Source organism: Hyphomonas sp. CY54-11-8 (assembly GCF_000682735.1).
Classification (GTDB): Bacteria; Pseudomonadota; Alphaproteobacteria; order Caulobacterales; family Hyphomonadaceae; genus Hyphomonas.
Map to the genome: position 1 here is coordinate 18,259 of NZ_AWFD01000005.1, position 19,640 is coordinate 37,898.

Sequence of the window (19,640 nt, forward strand, 5' to 3'; positions counted from 1 at the left end):
TCCGGCTCAACTGAGGAAACGCTCCATCAGTATGCCATTATAGGTAACCTCATCTACACGCCTGTAATCGCGGGAAATTCCGATCTGGCTGAAACCGAACTTCCGGAACAGGTCCGCCGCGCGCTGATTGCTGTCGAACACGACCAGCTCGACCTTTGAAATCCCGCAGCGCGGCGCATGGGCGAGCGCTGCCGATATCAGCCGGCTGCCCGTACCCGCCCCGCGATGCGAGGTGAGAAGGCCCATGCCCAGAATACCCCGATGGCGGCACTCGGGAATCTCGACAGGGACAATATCGATCCAGCCGACCAGCCGTCCCTCATCCAGTGCACAATACATCGGCAGGTCATTGTCGATCATATGGTTCGGGAAGGCGCGTTCCGGATCGAAAGGCGGAAGCGTGACGCGGCCGAGATACCGCTTCTCGGCGGCAACCTCCTCCACCGCCGCGCGCCAGGGACGGATCAGGTCCTTCCGCATATAGACAATATCGATGCTCATGTCCGCCTCCTCCCACAGAGGTGCACCTGCCGGGATCGTAACATCTGGTTGACAGACGACAACCAGAGCTTCCGATAGGCACCGGGCGAAGGGAGCGAGCAGCCGCTGGCGGAAGCCAGGCGGCAGGCCGCGGAGAAGCGCTAGGGCGAGCGGCTGGCGGCGCTTTAACTGCAGGCCAAAGGCTACCGCATACCTGAGCGGCGGTTGCGCGCCCATGGGAGAGATCGACCTGATTGCCAAACGCGGCAACCTCGTCGCCTTCATTGAAGTGAAATTCCGGGCAGATGTTCAAATTGCCGCAGGTGCCGTCACACCATCCGTCTGGCAGCGTATCGCGCGGGCGGCAGATTGCTGGCTGGCCCGTCACCCGGCCCATTCAGATTACGGCTGGCATCATGACCTGATCGAGCTCGCGCCCCGGAAACTGCCGCAACATCTACAGGATGCATCGCGGCCGGGCATGGCATGATGCGAGCCGGAGATTAACCGGGACTGCAGTCACGTTAACAACTCAAAGAAACTCATAGGTAGGCGGATGAGATCAACCCGGGTTGTTTCAGACCACTGACAATAGAATTCCTCCAGAAATTAAGGCTTTGCGGCCACCTCCTGTTAACCCTCGATCAAACCAAATCCTCTAATTACCGACCCGGTTGGAGAGTTGAGTTTTAAGGGAGGCCATCAGTCATGGATGCTGCTATTGCGATGCAAAAAGAGGCTGTGCTAAAATCTGCGCCAGCCTCTGATCTGAAGCAGGTATTCCGGAACGCACAGCGCGCGTTCGACCTGATCCAGAAGCACCGCACCCCGCCGGATCCCAAGACCTATGCCGTCTGGTATGCCTATGTGGAGGCCGTTGACCCGCGCGTGATCGAACGGGTGGACAGCGCAGTTGCCGAACATGGCACTCTGACGCCCTTTGACATCAACTCAATTTTCCGGGAATTGCTGACCGAGGAACCTGCCGCCGTTTCCGCGCGTCATACGATTGGCATGGCCATCGAAAAGGAAATCGATGAAGTCATGAAGATAATCCAGCAGGGTGTTCAGAACAGCGACGAATTCGGCGCCTCGCTGGACAAGGCCAACAGCGCCCTGCCCAAGGCCGTGTCTGCCGACAATCTGGCCTCGTTGCTATCCAACCTGATGGAAGACAATCAGCGCATGGCCCAAACCACGCGTGAGCTGAACCAGGGCCTGATGGAGTCGCAAAAGCAGATCGCAACACTCAACCAGGAGCTGGAGGAAGTCCAGACCCAGTGTATGCGCGACCCGCTGACCGCGATCGCGAACCGCCGCGCCTTTGACGAGCGGCTTGAGCGCGAAGTCCGCGCCGCTGCCGAAACCGGGGAAAAGCTGTGCTTTGCCCTCGCCGATATCGACCATTTCAAGGCGGTCAACGACACCTATGGTCACCAGGTCGGCGATGCCGTGCTGCAGCAGTTCGCTGCTGTCGTGACGCAGAACATCAAAGGACAGGACATGGTCGCCCGCTATGGCGGTGAGGAGTTCGCGATCATCCTTCCGGAAACGGACCTGTTCTCGGCCTACAACCTGCTCGTGAAGATCAAGTACAACTTCAAGAGCTCTGAAACGCCGATCGACGGCACACTGAAGACGATCAAGGACGTGACCGCCTCCTTCGGCCTTGTGCGCTTCGAACCCGGCATGACGCCGCGCGACATGATCGAACAGGCCGATCACTTCCTCTACGAGGCCAAGAATGCCGGACGTGACCGCGTGAAAGCAAAGGGCTTCTAACGCCCCTGCTTCAGGTCTCACCAGCGGAATCTACCGGATTCCGCCAGCCTTCCCCCTCCGTCACCCACGTAGTTTCCCTGATTGCTGATTCTGCCGTGCTGCGCGGTAATGGTGTGTCTACTCCGGTGGAGGGAGTGCATCATGGATGGCAGCTTTTACTCGGGAGAATTGTCGGCTCATACTCGTGAGGATGGGCGTGAGTGGGACGAATTCTGCGCCGGAGTAGACGAATTTCTGGACCGCGAACTGACCGAAGACCTGCGCGAAGCTGGACGGCGGACGACGGGGATGAAATCGGATGCGGAATCGTGCCGGATCTGGCGTGAAAAACTGAACACCCGCGGCTGGTACGCGCCGACCTGGCCGGTGGAACATGGCGGCGCAGGGTGGAGTGCGGAACAGCGCATCTATTTCGAAAATGCGTGCGCGGCCCGCGATGCGCCAATCCTGATGAATTCCGGGGTGCGGACGATTGGTCCCCTGATCATCGAAGCTGGCACGCCGGAACAGAAAGCCCGCTACCTGCCGGCCATCCTGAACGGCGAGCATGAATGGTGCCAGGGCTTCTCCGAGCCGCAGGCAGGATCTGACCTGTCGGCCCTGTCAATGAAAGCGGCGCGCGACGGCGACGATTTCATCCTGACCGGCAGCAAGATCTGGACGAGCTTTGCACAGTACGCGACACACATGTTCCTGCTGGCCCGCTGCGATCCGGGCGAACATGGCGGCAAAGGCGTCGTCTTCCTGCTGGTGGAGATGGACCGTCCGGGTATTGAAGTTCGCCCGATCAAGTTCATTGATGGTGAGTACGAAACGAACGAAGTGTTCTTCAACAGCGTACGCACGCCTATGGCGGACCGCATCGGCGAGATCGGCGAAGGCTGGAAAACGGCCAAGCAGTTGATGTCCATCGCACGCGGCAACAATACGACGACCGGCCTGCTGCGCCGGGCGATGCGCGCCGCGCGGCGGAACGCTGCGACGGGCGGCGCCCTTTCCGCCTCGCTCCAGATGCACTTTGCCGAACTGGAGATGCGGATCGACACGCTCGAAGCGCTGGATGAGCGGACGTTCAACGGGGTCGGCACACTGGTGGGCGGACCGGCTTCCTCGCAGCTGAAACTACTGGCGACAGAACTGCACCAGGCGATCACGGAAGCCGCGCTCGAAGCAGCCCCGGACAGCGATTTCGCACAGGCCAAATACCTGGCCACCCGCGCCGCGACGATCTATTCCGGCACCAGCGAAGTGCACCGGAACATTCTCGCCAAGGCTATTGGCTGTCCGTAGCGGGTGCCGGTTCCCAGTTTTCCAGCCACGCAATCGTAGAGATGGGTACCTCCATATCCGCTGTCTCTGCAGACCGCCAACTACCCTGCTGATAGGCGGCGGCGGTGCGATAGATGAGATTGCAGGCTGCCTTCCTGTCCGACACATGTACCGTGGCACCAAACATTTTTCCGAGGACGGAATAAAATCCTGAACTTCCACGCGCAGCGGCATAGGCGTCCATGGTGCGGCCCATGGATTCCATCACCTGCGCATCGTCCGCTGTTGCGCTGAACCAGTCTTCTGCGGGGACTGGCCCGGCTGACACAAGCGGGTCCAGAGTGTCAGTCGGAACGACGACCGGCTGCGGCAGGGCGTCTTCGACAATTGCCAGCGTTCTGGCATTGAAGTCACGCCAGCTGTAATTGGTGGATTCCCCCGACTTCAGAATGGCATCCCGGTAGGCCTTCACTTTATCGACCAGCTCGCGGGCCGTGTCCGGATCTTCCTCGACAATGTCGCGCGCCCAGCTCAGTTGTGAGTTGGCGAGCGATTTGCGAGCGAGGTTTGGCGTACTGCTCAACTGTTCGGTCATCTCGCAGGCGCTGGCCATGCGTTCCGCAAACGGCACGGCGACATGTCCGAACCGTCCGTTCCGGGTGAACCAGCTACCGGCAGCTGACACGTCCTGATACTGAACATCTCCACAGGTTTCTGGACCTTCCTCAGCGGACAGATAGGGGTGGGTCTTCCCGGCGCGCACATGCATATCCAGCAGGGACGAGATCAGGTTTGTGCGCAGATCGCTCTGTTCCGAATAGGACAAACCCATCTCTACCGGGAAATCGCCCTTCGCCACCGTGTATTTACGGTTGCGATCCGGCAGCGCCCAGAAGGCCTGGCTGTAGCTGAACGCTTTCTCGATCTCCGGCATGATCGCGTCGGCGCCAGCCTTCGCAGCATTGAGGTCTTGGGCCCTGGTGAGGTGGGCAACCACCGCATAGTGCAGCGCATAGGGGTTTTCGGGGCACCGGGTCGCCGCACCGTCGAACGCTGGCAAAACGTCTTCGAGACGAGAGCGCCTATAGCGGACATCCTCGACCGCCTGGAGCAATGACGCGACCAGACCGCCGTCGCAATCCAGGTCGGGCTGACCTTCCGCGCTCGTCGGGGCGGCAATGATCACCGCCATGACAAATCCAAGCGCACCAGCCTTTACTTTTCGCCACATGAGATCCCTCCGGTTCACCCCCAAGTCGCAAGTTAAAGGCGTTCTGCCCACAACTCCAGAGGGATAGCTTCAATCAAATGGACGGCCTGTCGCGCCGCAGAAGATGAGCTCTGCCCCGCTCATGAAAATGTTTCGGATCGAAACCGTATGCAGGAGATCGGCGATGTCTTCCGGCAAGGCGTTCGCGTCGACATAGGGCAAGGAGTCTGCCTGCACGGCGCCCGCCGTCAGGTTCACCAGCGCCATCAGCATGCGCATGCCGCTACCGCTTTCCAGATCCATATCCCGGTCCATTTTCTCAGCAACAGCCTGGCCGGTGGAGAAAATACGCTGCTTGGTGGAGACCATCGACTCCAGGGCAACATTCCGCTCGATCGTCCGGGCGAGCTGTGCCCGCAGCATGAGCATCGCGGGGAAGTTGATCATGCTGTCGATAAACGCTTCGCAAAAGGCCCTGCCCGACATGCCGGGCGTCAGCGTTTCACCCAGCTGCGTAAATGCCCGGATGAAAGCCCGCTCATAAATGGCGAGGAGCATTTCCTCCTTGTTGCCGAAATAGAGAAAGACCGTGCTCTTTGACACGCCGACATTGGCGGCAATCGCTGAAACCGCGAACCTTTCATTCCCCGATTGGAGGAGCAGCGCCTCAGCCGCATCGAGAATCTCTACACGGCGGGTTTCCTTTTCCCGGTCCGTACGCGCGCGCTGGAAATCTTCGCGGATTGCCATCAGGCACCTCTACCAATTGCCCGGATGGAATGAAGGCCCGCGAAACGCGAACGCCTGCCTCGAATCGCATGCATTCCACCCAGAGCAGACGACTCATTCTCTGGGGGCACTTTATAGGCGGAATCGGTGACAGCAACGTCACATCCGCAACCAACTGCATTACTTACAGATCACGAATGCCGGATACCGATCATCAGGAGCTCTGCGCCGCTAAGAAACGCATCGCGAAAATCGAATGACCGAACGCCATCGGTCACATCTTCATCCAGTTTCTCCGTCGCCAGCAGCTTGCCGATGTCGGCCTGGACAGCGCCACACATCAGATTGACGAAGCTCTTCACCAGGCGGCGGCCCTGCCCCGGCTCCAACTTCAGCAATTCCTCGACCTTGTCCGCCGCCGCCGTCCGGTAGAGATATATCTCCTTTACGGCATCGTGGATGTAATCCTGGTTGAGGCTTTCTTCCACGACACGCATGATCATCGGGCGCATCAGGCGGAAGCCCGGAAACTCCACAGCAGTGTCGATGAAGGCTTCGCAGAACGCCTTGTCCGACATGCCTTCATGGACCCGGCTGAGGAAGGTCTCGAAGAAGTTTTTGCCGACGCGTGTATACAGCGTGGTCAATAATTCTTCCCGGTTCCGGAAATGCAGGAAGATCGTGCTTTGTGACACACCGAGGCGGCTGGCCACATTATTGATGGAGAACCTCTGATTGTGGGTTTCCAATACCAGCGCTTCGGCGACGTCCAGGATCGCGACCCGGCGGGCGGCGTTCTCCCGGTCGGACCGGGGGCGCATGAAATCTTCTCTGATATTCATCTCACCCCTTTAGATTGAATCTCAAGAATTGAAAAGCCTGTAAGTAACCGTTAGTCATTTATGAAAGTGGCGCAAGACCCGGCGCGCACCTGATCTGCAACAGCCGTAACAGTCCTCGATCCGGAATGACGTTTCGCCCATAAAAAAAGCCCCTCCTGTGGGTTGCAGGAGAGGCTCTTTGTTTGCACGCCGCTAATCAGGCGTCGGCGGTTTCTGGCGTCTTGGCCTTCTGTCCGGAATAGTCGAATTCCTCTGCATCGAGGTCGATGTTCGGGATTTCTTCTTTCTCGTTCCAGTAGTCCTGCGTGTGCTGCCAGATATATTTGGAGCCGCGCTTCGGCAGGAGGTGCATGGAGCGCATGAGATAGCCGGGGTTGAAGTCTTCCGGGTCGATCCAGGGCAGGATCTCCATGTCCTTGTCTTCCTCGCGCAGCTTCACACGAACCTGCGTGACGCCCTTCTCGTCCATGTGCTTCAAGAGGCGGGTGATGAAGTCTCCCATCAGGTCAACACGAAGCGTCCAGGACGCGCGGAAGTATCCGAACACCCAGGCCATGTTGGGCACGCCGGTGAACATCATGCCGCGATAGGTGACCGTCTCGGAGAAGTCGACCGGCTTGTTATCCACCGTAAACGGAATATCGCCGAGGACTGAGAGATTGAAGCCCGTCGCCGTGATGATGATGTCGGCTTCCAGCTCCTGCCCGCCCTTGGTCAGGATGCCCTTCTCGGTGAAGCGCTCGATCTCGTCGGTCACGACATCGGCCTTGCCGGAAGCGATGCCCTGGAACAGGTCCCCATCCGGCACGAAGGCGATACGCTGGCGCCACGGGCGGTAGCTCGGCGTGAAGTGCTTGTCGATTGGATAGTCTTCGCCAAGGAACGCCTTTACGCCTTCCAGAAGTTCCTGGGTGACCACGTCGGTCTCTTCCAGGCAGCGGCGGGTAAAATCGTGCTGGTCGAACAGGACTTTCTGGCGGGCGACCCGGTGGATCGTATCCCAGTCGATGCCGATCTTTTCAAGTTCGGTGACCATCTCGTTTTCATTCCGGCCCGGGATGAAATATGTCGGCGAGCGCTGCAGCACGGTGACGTGCTCCACTTCGCCTGCAATTGCGGGCACAACAGTTGCCGTCGTTGCGCCGGAGCCGATGCAGACAACTTTCTTGCCCTTGAGGTCGATGTCATCCGGCCACAGCTGCGGGTGGATGATCTGGCCCTTGAACTTGTCCATGTCCGGCCAGTCCGGCGTGTAGGGCTTGGTGTAGTTGTAATAACCCTGGCACATCCAAAGGAAGTTGCAGGTAAAGGTCAGCACTTCATCCGTTTCGATCCGGCGCACTTTCAAGGTCCACAAGCTGTCCTTCGAGGACCATTCGGCCGACAGGATCTGGTGGCCGTAGCGGATGTGCTTGCCGAGGTCATTCTCCTCAATCACTTCGCCCATATAAGTGCGGATCTCTTCCGCCGTCGCGATCGGCGTCCCGGTCCACGGCTTGAAGCGGTAGCCGAAGGTATAGAGGTCGGAATCGGAGCGGATGCCCGGATATTTGTGCCACAGCCAGGTGCCGCCAAAGCTTTCGAGCTTTTCCAGCACGGCATAGCTCTTGCCGGGGCATTGCGTTTTCATGTGATACGCCGCGCCGACACCGGAAATGCCGGCCCCCGCAATCAGCACATCGAAATGTTCCACCTTGCCCTCAGCGGGCTTTGCTTTCGTTTCCGTCCCTGTCATGGCTCTCCGTCCACCTGATCCCGCACCAACGGACCACCCGAAGGCGCATTTCTACACGTTTCATTGAAACCAGAAAAATCGCCCCCGCACTACGGGACACCCCGTATGACGTCGCGGCAGTGGGGCAAGTTTGCGCCCGTTTGAAAGGCCGGATTGCGGCTATGGCGGCGAAATCCCCTCACCCAGCCTGCACCCCAGGCGGCATGTGCCTTCACACTGCCGTAATCCTCTCGCATTTACCCTCAGAGATTATCGATTCTACTGACAGGCAGACATGGCGCAGAAGGGTAACAAGACCCCGGCCCAACGGACGATAAAGGTGCCCGGCGGTGGCTTTGCCTCCCGTCATCCCCGTCTGGTGCGCTACACGCTGATCGTCTTTCTGGTCATCTTTCTGGTGGTCGGCGGCTGGGGCTTCTGGAAATGGCGCTCCCTTTATGCCGGCATGCCGAAACTGCCCGAAGTGGCAGACCTGTGGACTGTGAAGCGTGAAGCGGCCATCGAATTCATCGACCATGACGGCAACACGCTTGACGTGCGAGGCCCGCGCTATGGCCGGGCCACCTCGGTGGACCAGCTGCCGGAATATGTGCCACAGGCCTTCATCGCCGCCGAGGACAAGCGCTTTTACGAGCATGACGGGGCCGACGATGCCGCCATCGCCCGCGCGGCCTGGTCGAACCTGCGGGCCGGCGAGACCGTCTCCGGCGCCTCCACCATCACCCAGCAGCTGATCAAGAACCTCGTGCTCACCTCTCACCAGACGGTGAAACGCAAGGCACAGGAAGTGAAGCTCGCCCGTGAACTCGAAACCAGGATGAGCAAGGACGAGATCCTCTCGCTCTATCTGAACCGGGTGTATTTCGGCGCCGGCCTCTACGGCATCGACGCGGCGGCGCGCTACTATTTCGGCAAGGAACCCCAGAAGCTGACCGTGGCGGAGGCCGCTATTCTGGCCGCCTTGCCCAAGGCTCCCTCCAAGCTGAACCTGCGGGAAAACCTGGAAGGCGCCAAAGAGCGCCAGGCCTATGTCCTCGCCCAGATGGTCGACCTCGGTTTCATCCGCCCTGCCGAGGCAGAAGCGGCCAAAGCCGAAGCCATCACGATCATCGATCCGCCAATATATGATCCTCAGCTCGGCTATGCACTGGACGCAGTGTCGGAACGGGTGAAGGCAATGCTGCCCCGCATTCCGGGAGACCTGGTCGTCACGGTCTCGCTGGACATCGACCTGCAGGAGAAGATCCAGGCTCAACTGGTCAAGCGGATGGAAAGCGATGGCGCCGAAGAAGGCGCAAGCCAGATGGCGGCTGTCCTGATCGGGAAAGACGGCCGCGTCGCCGCCCTTGTCGGCGGCACGGATTATGCGACGACCGAGTTCAACCGAGTCACACAGGCCCTGCGCCAGCCGGGATCCAGCTTCAAGCCGTTTGTCTACGCCACGGCGCTGGAAGATGGCTACTCGCCTTATGACGTGTTCGAGGATGCCCCCATCACAATCGGCAAGTGGAGCCCGTCGAACTATACCGGCGCCTATCTCGGCCCCATGACGATGAGCGAAGCGATCGCGCGGTCCATCAACACGGTCGCGGTGGAGCTGACGCAACTGTCCGGCCCGGCGCGTGTGGCGGAAACGGCCCGGCGTTTCGGCATCACCACGAAACTGGAAGCCTACCCCTCTATCGCCCTAGGCAGCCAGGAAGTCTCCCTGTGGGAACTGACCCGCGCCTATGGCGTGTTCCAGTCAGGCGGCCTGAGGCTGGACCCGTGGCTGATCGAGAAGATCGAGGATTCGCGCGGCACAGTGCTCTACGAACGCCCGGACTATGAGCGTGACCGTGTGTACTCGGAAGGCCTCTCCCGGGACATGAACGCCATGCTCTACCGCGTCGTGAATTCCGACATCGGCACCGGCGGCCGGGCCCGCATTGCGGGCTGGACCGTCGCGGGCAAGACAGGCACCAGCCAGGACTGGCGGGACGCCTGGTTCATTGGATATTCGGCAGAATATGTCGGCGGCATCTGGGTCGGCAATGATGACGACAAGCCGATGAAGAAGGTAACCGGCGGCGGCCTGCCGGCAGACCTCTGGTCGGACATGATGGAACTCGCCCATGCCGGAAAGACGCCGGAGCGCCTGATCGGCGCCGAGAGCGGCCTGATGATCAGCGAGGAAGCCGAAGCGCGCATCGCCTTCTATCGCGGCCTCAGCCAGGCATTCTCCATCGCGGCCGGCCAGCCACTGGCCGGGCGCAGCGGCTACCGCGTCGAACGCTAGGCACCGCATCGCCCGATTGCACCCGCCCCGTCATGCGCGTAGAGAGCGCCCATGTTTGACGCCGTTGTTTTCGATACGCTTTCCCTCGCCTTTGAAGAGGCTGACCTGTTGCCGGAAACGGGCAGCATCCTCTGCCTGCGCGCGGAGGCTGTGCCCTTCCTGATGCGCATGCCGAAGGAGCGGCTGACCTGCCAGAACAGTTTCAAGCCGGATCATGACGCCCTGAAGGCCGCGGGGTTCACGGTCCTGCCGCCAGAGGCTGAGAGCTTTCCTTCCCCGGCGCTGACCATTGTCCTGCCGCCGCGCCAGCGCGATGAGACGCGCGCCCTGTTCGCGCGCGCCATGCGCGATGCCCCCATGGGCGGCGTGATCGTCGCCAGCCTGCCGAACACGCTGGGCGCCAAGACAGGTGAGAAGATCCTGGCGGAACTGGCTGGCGAAACGCAGAGCCTCTCGAAACACAAATGCCGGGCCTTCTGGGCGGTGAAGACCGAAGACTGGAACGTTCAGCTGGCGGAAGAGTGGATCGCCTTCGACGCCCCTCAGGAAGTCGATGACGGCGCCCTGTGGAGCCGGCCGGGCCTTTTCAGCTGGGATCGTGTCGACGCGGGCAGTGAACTGCTGGCTGACAGCATCCCGGAATGGATCCGAGGGCGCGGCGCAGACTTTGGTGCCGGCCAAGGCTACCTCGCGCGAGAAGTGCTGACCAACTGCCCGCATGTCGATAGCATGACCCTGTTCGAAGCCGAGTATCGCGCGCTGGCCTGCCAGCAGAAAAACCTCGAAGGCTTCAGCAACTGGACCGCCCATTGGGCGGATGTGACGAAGAACGCACCTAAGGCCGAATTCGACTTCGCCGTCATGAACCCGCCCTTCCATGCTGGCCGGGCCGACAGCACATCTCTCGGTCAGGACTTCATCCGCGCTGCCGCTGACGCGCTGAAAACCGGCGGCACGCTCTGGCTCGTCGCCAATCGCCACCTGCCCTATGAGAGCGTGCTGAGCGAGTGCTTCAAGAGCCACGAAATGCTGGAAGACGAGGGCGGCTACAAGATCATCAAGGCCGAGAAGCCGAAGCGGAAGCGATGAAGCCCACGCCATGAAGGAAGCGCGACAGCTCGCGAAATACCTTGCCCATCTCGGCTATGGCAGCCGCAAGGAGATGGAGGCCGCCATCCGGCGCGGTCGCGTGACCGGCGAAGGGGATGACCTCCGCTTCGATGGCGAAGCGCTGGACCCGGCGCCCGGCATGGTCATCCTGATGAACAAACCGGCGGGCTTTACCTGTTCCCGCGCCGATCAGGGCCGGCTGGTCTACGAATTACTGCCGCCACGTTTTCTGCTCCGCACGCCGCCGCTCTCAAGCGTCGGGCGCCTCGACGCGGAGACAACCGGCCTCCTTCTGTTTACGGATGACGGGAAACTGCTTCACCGGCTGATCTCACCCAAGTCAGAGATGCCGAAGACCTATGAAGCCACCCTTGCCCGCCCGCTCAATGGCCATGAGGCAGACCTCTTCGCCAGCGGCACACTGATGCTGCGCGGTGAAGAGAAGCCGCTGCTGCCGGCGCAGCTGGAAGTGACCGGTGAGCGCACCGCCAGCCTGACCCTCACCGAAGGCCGCTACCACCAGGTGCGCCGCATGTTCGCCGCCGCGGGCAATCATGTCGAAAGCCTCCACCGCGCCGCCTTCGGCCCCCTCACCCTCGGCGAATTGCCGGAAGGCGAGTGGCGCCTGCTGTCTGGCGAAGAAGTCGCTTCTCTCGCTTAGGCCGCGGCGTTGAAATATGGCCGGTCGCCCGCGATGGTAACGCGTTCCATGATGCGCACATTCGGGAAATAGTCGCTGGCCGCATAGTGCTGGCAGGCGCGATTGTCCCAGAAGGCGAGCGAGCCCGGCGCCCAGCGGAAGCGGCACTGGTATTCCGGAATGGCGGCGCGGGAGTAGAGATACTTCAGCAGGTCGTCGCTCTCCTTGCGGTCCATGCCCTTGATATGATCCGTGAACGCTGTGTTGACATAGAGCCCGCGCTGGCCCGTCTCAGGATGGGTCCGGATCACGGGATGCTCCATGGGCGGGTATTTCGCATGGAGTTCGGTTGCATCCTTCTTCAGGCGCTTGGCGAAGACGCGGGCGATATCGTGCACGGCCGTCATCTGGCAGAGCCGCTCCTTCAGTCCATCGTCCAGGTCCTCATATGCCATCACCATGTTGGAGAAGAGCGTGTCGCCGCCGACCTCCGGCAGCTCGATCGCACGCAGGATGGAACCGAGCGACGGGGCTTCCCGCCAGGTGACGTCCGAATGCCAGGAGTTTTCGGTACCGCGTGAATTCGGCCCATGGGCAATACGGAGGACTTCGCGGTCCGGCTGTTCCAGCGGCGTGGCGGGATGGATTTCAAGCTCCCCGAACTTTCTGGCGAAGGCGATGTGCTGCTGGCGGGTGATGTCCTGATCGCGGAAGAACACGACCTGATAGCGCAGAAGCGCCGCGCGCACTTCGGAAACAAGCGCATCGGTCGGGTTTCGCAGGTCCGCCCCGATCAGCTCCGCTCCTATCGCTGGCGACAGGCGGCGTGCCTCGAATTGCGTGAAAGCGGTCTCATTGTCCGAATAAGCCACGTTGTTCCTCCGATTTATATTTTCAGTGAGTGTAGCAGCCAGATCCGGGTCTGGGAAAGCCAGACAGAAAGTCGGGCGGCGCGGGTGGAAATTGGGAAGTTTCTCACACGGCATTGCCGTGCCTCTGAACCAGCCTTTCGCTCAAATTCCAGCGCTCTCTTTAATGGAAATTTCAACTACTTTCCGTAACCAAGGCTCAATTGCGCCCCAGACCGGAATTCAGGGCCGGAATTCAGGGTCTGCGCATCAGATTTGGCCAGGAAGGCCAGGGAGTCAGATTGTCTTTAAGGCATCACCGCGTCGCGATACTTCACACCCCGGACATGCCGCGAGGCGCGCGCATCCATCTGGTCTGCATTATTGAGGACGCACTGAAACGACTGGGCGTGGATGTCGTGCACCTGTACGGAACGGACGAATTCGTTCCCGCTGACCTCCTGTTCGTTCATTATGACCGGTCCGTCGTCCCCCCGCACATTGCGCGCTTTGCCAAAAAGTACCGCCGCCGGATCAACGCAGATGCCCGCGATATCCGGAAGCACACCTATGCCGATGGCCTGCTGACTCGACACAGCACCTATGACGGCCGGGTCATCGTCAAATCGACGCTGAATTATGGTGGCCAACCGGAAATCAATTCCCGGTCCCTTCTGACGCGCATCCGCCAGAAGGCCAGCCGCCTCGCGGGCCTGCAAGACACGCCGCTGATCCATTCCAAACAGGACTACCAGATCTTCGAGCGGCTGTCTGACGTACCTGCGCCATATTTCTCACAGCATCATGTGGTACAGAAACTGTTGCCGGAATGGGATGGCGAAAAGAATGTGCTGAGAGAGTATATCTTCTTCGGCGATATTCATTTCGAGAATATCGAACGCTCATCGGACCTGATCATTACTGAAGACGAGAACGTGTCCTGCCGGCCATTCGTTCCGCATCCGCGCCTCCTGGAGATGCGCGAGAAGCTGCATCTCGACTATGGCAAGCTCGACTACACGATGATCGATGGTGAGCCGTTCATCTTCGATGCGAACAAGACGCTGGGCCTGGGCGAGTTTGTCGATACCAACTCAGCCAGCACCGAATATATCAGTATGCTGCATGCGTTCGCGCTTGAAATCGTTCGGATCGTCAACGATCAGGAGTTCCGCACCTACGATATCAGCCGCCTGCACGGCGCCCGGACACCAATCCCAGTGCGGCGGTCTCGACGCCAGCCGAGCGTCCAGCCAGCTGCCAAAGTACAAAATGGCTGACCACATAGGTCAACGCGCCAAGGCCTGACAGGCTCACGGCCCGAACCAGCACGGACACAAGGGCATCGTCCCCTTCTGCAAACAGCATGGCCCTCGCCGTGATCACCACGCTGGCCATGGCAAGGGCTGCTCCGGCAGAGCGGACGATCGCACCGGCCTGGCTTGCAAGGCTGACCCCGGCAATTCGTGAAACCAGACTGGCACACAATCCCCACCAGATGACCGCCGTTACCACTGTGGCCCAGAGAGCGCCTTGAAGCCCCGCGAAATAGACGCCAGCCAGGATCATCGGCAGATGCACCAGCGCTGAAATCACCTTCACCTTGAACACGGCGCGCGTATAGCCCAGCGCAGTTGTCAGCGACGTGCAGAGCCCTGCCAGAAGGTGGAATGCCATGGCAGGGGCGATGAAGCCCAGGACGAGCGCCGCGACAGACCATTTCGGTCCGAGCGCGATGGCGATGACTTCAGGCGACAGCAGCCCCATGCCAACGCACACAGGTGCGATAAAGGCGAAGCCCGTGTGCATGGCCTTCAGAAAGGTTCCGCGAAGATGTTCGGCATCGTGGCGGATTGAGCTGAATGCGGCAAAAAGGGTGCGTTCCATAGGCGCATAAAGCACAAGTTCCAGCCTGTCCGCGAATTGCGAGCCGACGGACCAGGCGCCAAGGCGCGAGGTGCCGACAAACTTGCCGATCAGGAATGTGCCCGCTGTGTCGCGCACGCTATCGGCAATCTGGCCGAGGCCCAGCCAGACAGAAAAACCGAAGAACTTCCGGAACTCCGACAGGCAAAAGGCCGGCAGACGCGGACATAGCACATAGGACAGGATCACCGCTGCAACGCCAGACGCGATCAGGCTGAGCGGCAACGCCCAATAGCTGCGGGTCGCGACGCTTATGCCGAGCACGACGGCAAAGGACACCAGCTTGGTCAGTGTCTCCACCAGCGCTTCCCAGCGGAAATCCATGTCGCGGGTATATTGTTCGAACCACGCATTCCTGAGGCCCAGCAGGACCGGATAGGAGGCGAGCGCGAGCACAATCGCCAGGAGGCGCGGATCGTCGAACACAATCGCGATCGGCCAGGCGGATGCGGCCATCATGCCCGCAACAATGAGACCGCGCAGGAAATTGATCGTCCACGCTGTGTTGAAATCGTCCCTGGTTGCGGTCTTCAGCTGCACGAGGGCCGTGCCGACTGGCAGCTCCACCAGCGCCGCCGCAATCCCGAATACGCCCATCGCGATCGCGACCACGCCGAAATCTTCCGGCATCAGGAAGCGCGCCGCAATCAGTGTGCTGGCGAGGCCGACGACGTTGCTGAAAATCCGTCCGGCGAGCAGCCAGGACGTGCCCTGCAGGATCTGCCGCTTTAACATGGAGCTCCCTGCTGCCAGATCCCTCCCGCCCGGATGGGCGGAGCTTCATGGCATATAACCCGGCAAGTTTAAGGAACCCTTTGTCTGGTTCCTCCCTCTAGCGCCCTGCCCGTGCGCACGCTACATCGCCGCCATGGCCGCACCCCCACTGATCACGCTTACCGATGTTCGCCTCTCCTTCGGGGGCAAGCCCCTGTTCACGGGGGTCAGCTTCTCGCTGTCCAAGGGCGAGCGCGTGGCGCTGGTCGGTCGCAACGGCGCGGGCAAGTCGACGCTGATGAAGATCATTTCAGAGCGCGTGGAAGCCGACAGCGGAGACGTCTGGCGTCAGCCGGGCATCACCTTCGCCAGCGTCGCGCAGGAGCCGGACCTTGCCGGCTTCGAATCCGTACTCGCCTATGCCAGCGAAGGGCTCGACGGCGCCTATATGGCCGAGGCCGAATTGTCGGAATTCGGCGTCGAGGCAGATGCAGACCCGGCCACGCTCTCCGGCGGCCAGCTGCGCCGCGCCGCGCTCGCCAAAGCCTTTGCCGCCGATCCGGACGTGCTGCTGCTGGACGAGCCGACCAACCATCTCGACGTACCTATGATCGAGCAACTGGAAGCACGCCTGAAGAACTTCAACGGCGTCGTGCTGGTCGTCAGCCACGACCGCCGCTTCCTGGAGAACATCTCGACCAACACGCTCTGGCTGCGCCAGGGCAAGGTGCTGAAGAGCCCGGACGGCTATGTGAAGTTCGACGAATGGGCCGAACAGATCGAGATCGAGGAAGAACGCCAGCTGCGCCGGATGACGACGCACCTGAAGGACGAGCAGCACTGGCTGGCCCGCGGCGTCACCGGCCGGCGCAAGCGCAACCAGGGCCGTCTCGCAAAACTGAGAGACCTGCGCGCCGAACATGCCGAGATGCGGTCCGCCCTTCAGGACCGCAAAGCCACCGCCGACCTCAGCGTCGACGCCGGGGATTCGATGAGCAAGAAGGTGATCGAGACCCGGCACCTGACCAAGACTTATGAAGGCCCGGATGGACCGTTCACCCTGGTCAACGATCTCTCCATCAGGATCCTGCGCGGCGACCGGATCGGCATCATAGGGCCCAATGGCGTCGGCAAGACGACACTGGTCAAACTCCTCCTCGGCCGGATCGAACCGGACAGTGGCAGCGTAAAGCACTCCAAAACGCTGCAGGTGACCTATCAGGACCAGACGCGCGAAACGCTGAACCCGAAGGACACGATCTGGGAAGCCCTCGCCCCGAATGGCGGCGACTCCATCATGGTGCAGGGCCGACAGCGGCATGTCGCAGCCTATGCGAAGGACTTCCTGTTTGCGCCGGACCAGCTGCGCCAGCCGGTCGGCGCCCTCTCCGGCGGGGAACGCAACCGGCTCGCCCTTGCCATTGGTCTTGCCCAACCGTCCAACCTGCTCGTGATGGACGAACCGACCAACGATCTCGACATGCAGACGCTGGACCTGCTGGAGGACATGCTGCTCGGATATGAAGGCACGCTGATCCTGGTCAGCCACGACCGGGCCTTCCTCGATGCCACCGTGACCAGTTGCCTCTGCCCTGTCGGCAATGGCGAATGGATCGTCACGGCCGGCGGCTGGAGCGACGCGCAGGAACAGCTGAAAGGTTTCCGGCAGAGGGGCGAAGCAGATGCTCCGAAGGCGGAAAAACCGAAGACAGACAATGCACAGCGTCCGAAACCTCAGACGAAGCTCTCCTTCAAGGATGAGCATCGTCAGAAGGAACTGGACGCGTTGATCCCGAAGCTGCAGGCCGAAATCGCCAAGCTGGAGCAGGACATGTCCGATCCGGGTCTCTATGCCCGCGATGCGGATGCCTTCAACAAGAAGTCCGCCCGCGTCGGCGCAGCGCGCGAAGAGCTCGACATGGCCGAAATGGAATGGCTGGAGATCGAGGAAAAGCGCGAAGCGCTGGCGAAGTAACCTGTCCAAATTGAAATGGTGGCGGCGAACACTTCGTTAAGCAGGCCTTACTAGACTTGGGCCTGACAGATGGAGACGACGCCCATGCGCCTGGTACCCCTTCTTGCCGCCTCGAGCGCGATTGCCCTGCTGGCTGCGCCGGCCTTCGCGGAAACCCCCAGCATGAAACCTGACAAGCCTGAACCCGCAAAAGGACAGGAAACCGGGGTCTATCGCTTCGGGGCCACTTATTCCGTGACGCCGGGCGATACCGCCTCCGCCTGCCAGTCGAGCTGCGCGGAAGATGCGCAGTGCGTTGCCTGGAGCTATGTGGCCACATTCGAAGGCGCCGATGCGCGCTGTGAACTGAAGCGCGGCGGCGGCAAGGCCCGTCCGAACCCGCTGGCCACCTCTGGCGTCTCGCCGACGCTTGCGGCAAAGTTCATCCCGGAACCGAAGCCCGAACTCGAAGGCGGACCAGAAAGTGAATAAGCGCTCTAGAGCGCCCGCTCTTTCGTAGCCGTGAAGCGGATGTCCGGGTTCTTTTCCTGGGCGTAACCGACATCCCACGCATTCTTGGCGAGATAGACCGGCGCATCGTCGAGGTCTGTGCCTGACGAGGACTTGTTCTTCTCAAGGAAGGCTTCCAGCACTTTCGGATCGTCACAGGAGAGCCAGCGCGCGACATTATAGGGCGCCGGTTCGAACACGACTTCCAGATTGTACTCTGCTGCCACGCGCTCGATCATCACCTCGAACTGCAGCTGGCCGACGGCGCCGACGATCATGTCGGAACCGATGGTCGGCTTGAACAGTTGGGTCACGCCCTCTTCCGCGAGGCTTTCGAGGGCCTTGCGCAAGTGCTTTGCTTTCATTGGGTCTTTCACGCGCGCCCGGCGCAGAAGTTCCGGCGCAAAGTTCGGAATACCGGCAAACTTGATGTCACCATTCTCCGAAAGACTGTCGCCGACGCGCAGTTGGCCATGGTTCGGCACACCGATCACGTCACCCGCATAGGCGGTTTCGGCGATCTCGCGGTCCTGCGCGAGGAACATCATCGGATTGTGGATATTCAGCTGCTTGCCGCCCGCCGTCTTCAGGCGCATCCCGCGCTTGAACTCGCCCGAACACAGACGAAGGAACGCCACGCGGTCGCGGTGGTTCGGATCCATGTTCGCCTGGATCTTGAAGACGAAACCCGACACCGTGTTGTCGTCGGCATGGATGATAACCGGCTCGCCCTTCTTCTCGGCTTTCTGGTCACGCGGCGGCGGCGCATAGGCATGCAGCGTACGGAGCAGCTCCAGAACGCCGAAATGGCGCAGAGCCGAACCGAACACGACCGGCGTCATGTGGCCACCGAGGAAGGCTTCCTTGTCGAACTCCGGCAACAGACCAGTGGCCATTTCCATGCCTTCGGAGAGTTCGCCATAGACGCTCTCGTCGAGGTTCGCCTGAAGGGTCGCCTCATCGGCGGCAATGCGCGGTGCGGCGCCGATCTTCGGCGCTTCACCGGGGCGGCGTTCGAACTGGATCAGTTCCTTCGTAGCCAGATCGATCATGCCGGAAAAACGCTGACCGCTGGCCGCAGGCCAGTAGAGCGGCGCGGTATCCAGCTGCAGCTTTTCCTGCACTTCGTCCAGAAGCGCGATCGGGTCCTGTGCCTCGCGGTCCATCTTGTTGATGAAGGTCACGATCGGGATGTCACGCAGGCGACAAACTTCAAACAGTTTCAGCGTCTGTGGCTCGATGCCTTTTGCAGCGTCCAGAACCATGACAGCGCAGTCCGCTGCGGTCAGCGTGCGGTAGGTGTCTTCGGAGAAGTCTTCGTGGCCCGGCGTGTCGAGCAGATTGAAGATGAGATCCTCGAACTCGAAGGTCATCACGGAGGCCGACACGGAGATGCCGCGGTCGCGCTCGATCTTCATCCAGTCGGACGTAGTGCGCCGCGCCTCGCCGCGCGCAGCCACTTCCCCGGCCGCACGGATGGCCCCGCCGGCCAGCAGCAGGTTCTCCGTCAGCGTGGTCTTGCCCGCGTCAGGGTGTGAGATGATGGCGAAGGTCCGCCGGCGGGCGGCTTCTGCAGCGTGGGACATGTTGAAACGGCTCGTATTTTCCAGGCC

At 60.9% G+C, this 19,640-nt stretch carries 17 protein-coding genes; 9 read left to right on the forward strand and 8 right to left on the reverse strand.

Features of this window, described 5'->3' with window-relative positions; all coding sequences use genetic code 11:
* Positions 1 to 6: 6 nt before the first annotated feature.
* Positions 7 to 501, reverse strand: coding sequence for a GNAT family N-acetyltransferase (locus HY17_RS05865; protein WP_034764183.1), 495 nt, complete (start codon positions 499 to 501; stop codon positions 7 to 9).
* A 214-nt stretch (positions 502 to 715) separates the two neighbouring features.
* Between HY17_RS05865 and HY17_RS05870 the strand changes: the two genes are divergently transcribed.
* The 3 genes from HY17_RS05870 to HY17_RS05880 all read left to right on the forward strand — a co-directional run bounded on the left by HY17_RS05870 (position 716) and on the right by HY17_RS05880 (position 3,552).
* Complete coding sequence (locus tag HY17_RS05870; RefSeq protein WP_233348662.1) at positions 716 to 970, forward strand: YraN family protein; 255 nt, start codon at positions 716 to 718, stop codon at positions 968 to 970.
* Between the two features lie 218 nt (positions 971 to 1,188).
* Positions 1,189 to 2,262, forward strand: a complete 1,074-nt coding sequence (locus tag HY17_RS05875) for a GGDEF domain-containing protein (RefSeq protein WP_034764186.1) — start codon at positions 1,189 to 1,191, stop codon at positions 2,260 to 2,262.
* Between the two features lie 141 nt (positions 2,263 to 2,403).
* Positions 2,404 to 3,552 (forward strand): acyl-CoA dehydrogenase family protein, encoded by a 1,149-nt coding sequence (locus tag HY17_RS05880; protein WP_081813003.1) that lies wholly within the window; start codon positions 2,404 to 2,406, stop codon positions 3,550 to 3,552.
* On the opposite strand, the gene HY17_RS05885 is transcribed toward HY17_RS05880, so the two are convergent.
* The 4 genes from HY17_RS05885 to HY17_RS05900 all read right to left on the reverse strand — a co-directional run bounded on the left by HY17_RS05885 (position 3,536) and on the right by HY17_RS05900 (position 8,047).
* Positions 3,536 to 4,762 carry a hypothetical protein gene (locus HY17_RS05885; protein ID WP_034764189.1) on the reverse strand — a complete coding sequence of 409 codons (1,227 nt, stop codon included), beginning with the start codon at positions 4,760 to 4,762 and terminating at the stop codon, positions 3,536 to 3,538. The genes HY17_RS05880 and HY17_RS05885 overlap by 17 nt on opposite strands.
* Before the next feature lie 69 nt (positions 4,763 to 4,831).
* A complete protein-coding gene (locus HY17_RS05890; RefSeq protein ID WP_034764192.1) occupies positions 4,832 to 5,491 on the reverse strand; it encodes a TetR/AcrR family transcriptional regulator in 660 nt (219 codons plus the stop codon).
* A gap of 170 nt (positions 5,492 to 5,661) precedes the next feature.
* Positions 5,662 to 6,291: a TetR/AcrR family transcriptional regulator gene (locus tag HY17_RS05895; RefSeq protein ID WP_175354475.1), complete on the reverse strand. Its 630-nt coding sequence runs from the start codon at positions 6,289 to 6,291 to the stop codon at positions 5,662 to 5,664.
* Between the two features lie 217 nt (positions 6,292 to 6,508).
* Positions 6,509 to 8,047, reverse strand: a complete 1,539-nt coding sequence (locus HY17_RS05900) for an NAD(P)/FAD-dependent oxidoreductase (protein ID WP_034764199.1) — start codon at positions 8,045 to 8,047, stop codon at positions 6,509 to 6,511.
* Between the two features lie 274 nt (positions 8,048 to 8,321).
* On the opposite strand from HY17_RS05900, the gene HY17_RS05905 reads away from it, so the two are divergent.
* The 3 genes from HY17_RS05905 to HY17_RS05915 are packed head-to-tail and all read left to right on the forward strand — an operon-like array spanning position 8,322 to position 12,096.
* Entirely contained in the window at positions 8,322 to 10,325 is a 2,004-nt protein-coding gene (locus HY17_RS05905; protein WP_051599747.1) for a transglycosylase domain-containing protein, read from the forward strand.
* 51 nt (positions 10,326 to 10,376) lie between these two features.
* Positions 10,377 to 11,414: a class I SAM-dependent methyltransferase gene (locus HY17_RS05910; protein ID WP_034764203.1), complete on the forward strand. Its 1,038-nt coding sequence runs from the start codon at positions 10,377 to 10,379 to the stop codon at positions 11,412 to 11,414.
* 10 nt (positions 11,415 to 11,424) lie between these two features.
* Positions 11,425 to 12,096, forward strand: coding sequence for a pseudouridine synthase (locus HY17_RS05915; protein ID WP_034764207.1), 672 nt, complete (start codon positions 11,425 to 11,427; stop codon positions 12,094 to 12,096).
* On the opposite strand, the gene HY17_RS05920 is transcribed toward HY17_RS05915, so the two are convergent.
* Positions 12,093 to 12,947, reverse strand: coding sequence for a TauD/TfdA family dioxygenase (locus HY17_RS05920; protein WP_034764210.1), 855 nt, complete (start codon positions 12,945 to 12,947; stop codon positions 12,093 to 12,095). The genes HY17_RS05915 and HY17_RS05920 overlap by 4 nt on opposite strands.
* A 278-nt stretch (positions 12,948 to 13,225) precedes the next feature.
* On the opposite strand from HY17_RS05920, the gene HY17_RS05925 reads away from it, so the two are divergent.
* The gene (locus HY17_RS05925) at positions 13,226 to 14,203 is read left to right on the forward strand and encodes a hypothetical protein (RefSeq protein WP_139068929.1); all 978 of its coding nucleotides are present in this window, start codon (positions 13,226 to 13,228) and stop codon (positions 14,201 to 14,203) included.
* On the opposite strand, the gene HY17_RS05930 is transcribed toward HY17_RS05925, so the two are convergent.
* Positions 14,109 to 15,584 carry a lipopolysaccharide biosynthesis protein gene (locus HY17_RS05930; RefSeq protein WP_034764216.1) on the reverse strand — a complete coding sequence of 492 codons (1,476 nt, stop codon included), beginning with the start codon at positions 15,582 to 15,584 and terminating at the stop codon, positions 14,109 to 14,111. The genes HY17_RS05925 and HY17_RS05930 overlap by 95 nt on opposite strands.
* Before the next feature lie 124 nt (positions 15,585 to 15,708).
* On the opposite strand from HY17_RS05930, the gene HY17_RS05935 reads away from it, so the two are divergent.
* Both HY17_RS05935 and HY17_RS05940 read left to right on the forward strand, forming a co-directional pair.
* Positions 15,709 to 17,538: an ABC-F family ATP-binding cassette domain-containing protein gene (locus HY17_RS05935; RefSeq protein WP_369802178.1), complete on the forward strand. Its 1,830-nt coding sequence runs from the start codon at positions 15,709 to 15,711 to the stop codon at positions 17,536 to 17,538.
* Positions 17,539 to 17,622: 84 nt separating this feature from the next.
* On the forward strand, positions 17,623 to 18,009 hold the full coding sequence (locus HY17_RS05940) for a PAN domain-containing protein (RefSeq protein ID WP_034764222.1): 387 nt from the start codon (positions 17,623 to 17,625) through the stop codon (positions 18,007 to 18,009).
* Positions 18,010 to 18,014: 5 nt separating this feature from the next.
* On the opposite strand, the gene HY17_RS05945 is transcribed toward HY17_RS05940, so the two are convergent.
* The gene (locus HY17_RS05945) at positions 18,015 to 19,613 is read right to left on the reverse strand and encodes a peptide chain release factor 3 (protein WP_034764225.1); all 1,599 of its coding nucleotides are present in this window, start codon (positions 19,611 to 19,613) and stop codon (positions 18,015 to 18,017) included.
* Positions 19,614 to 19,640 lie beyond the last annotated feature (27 nt).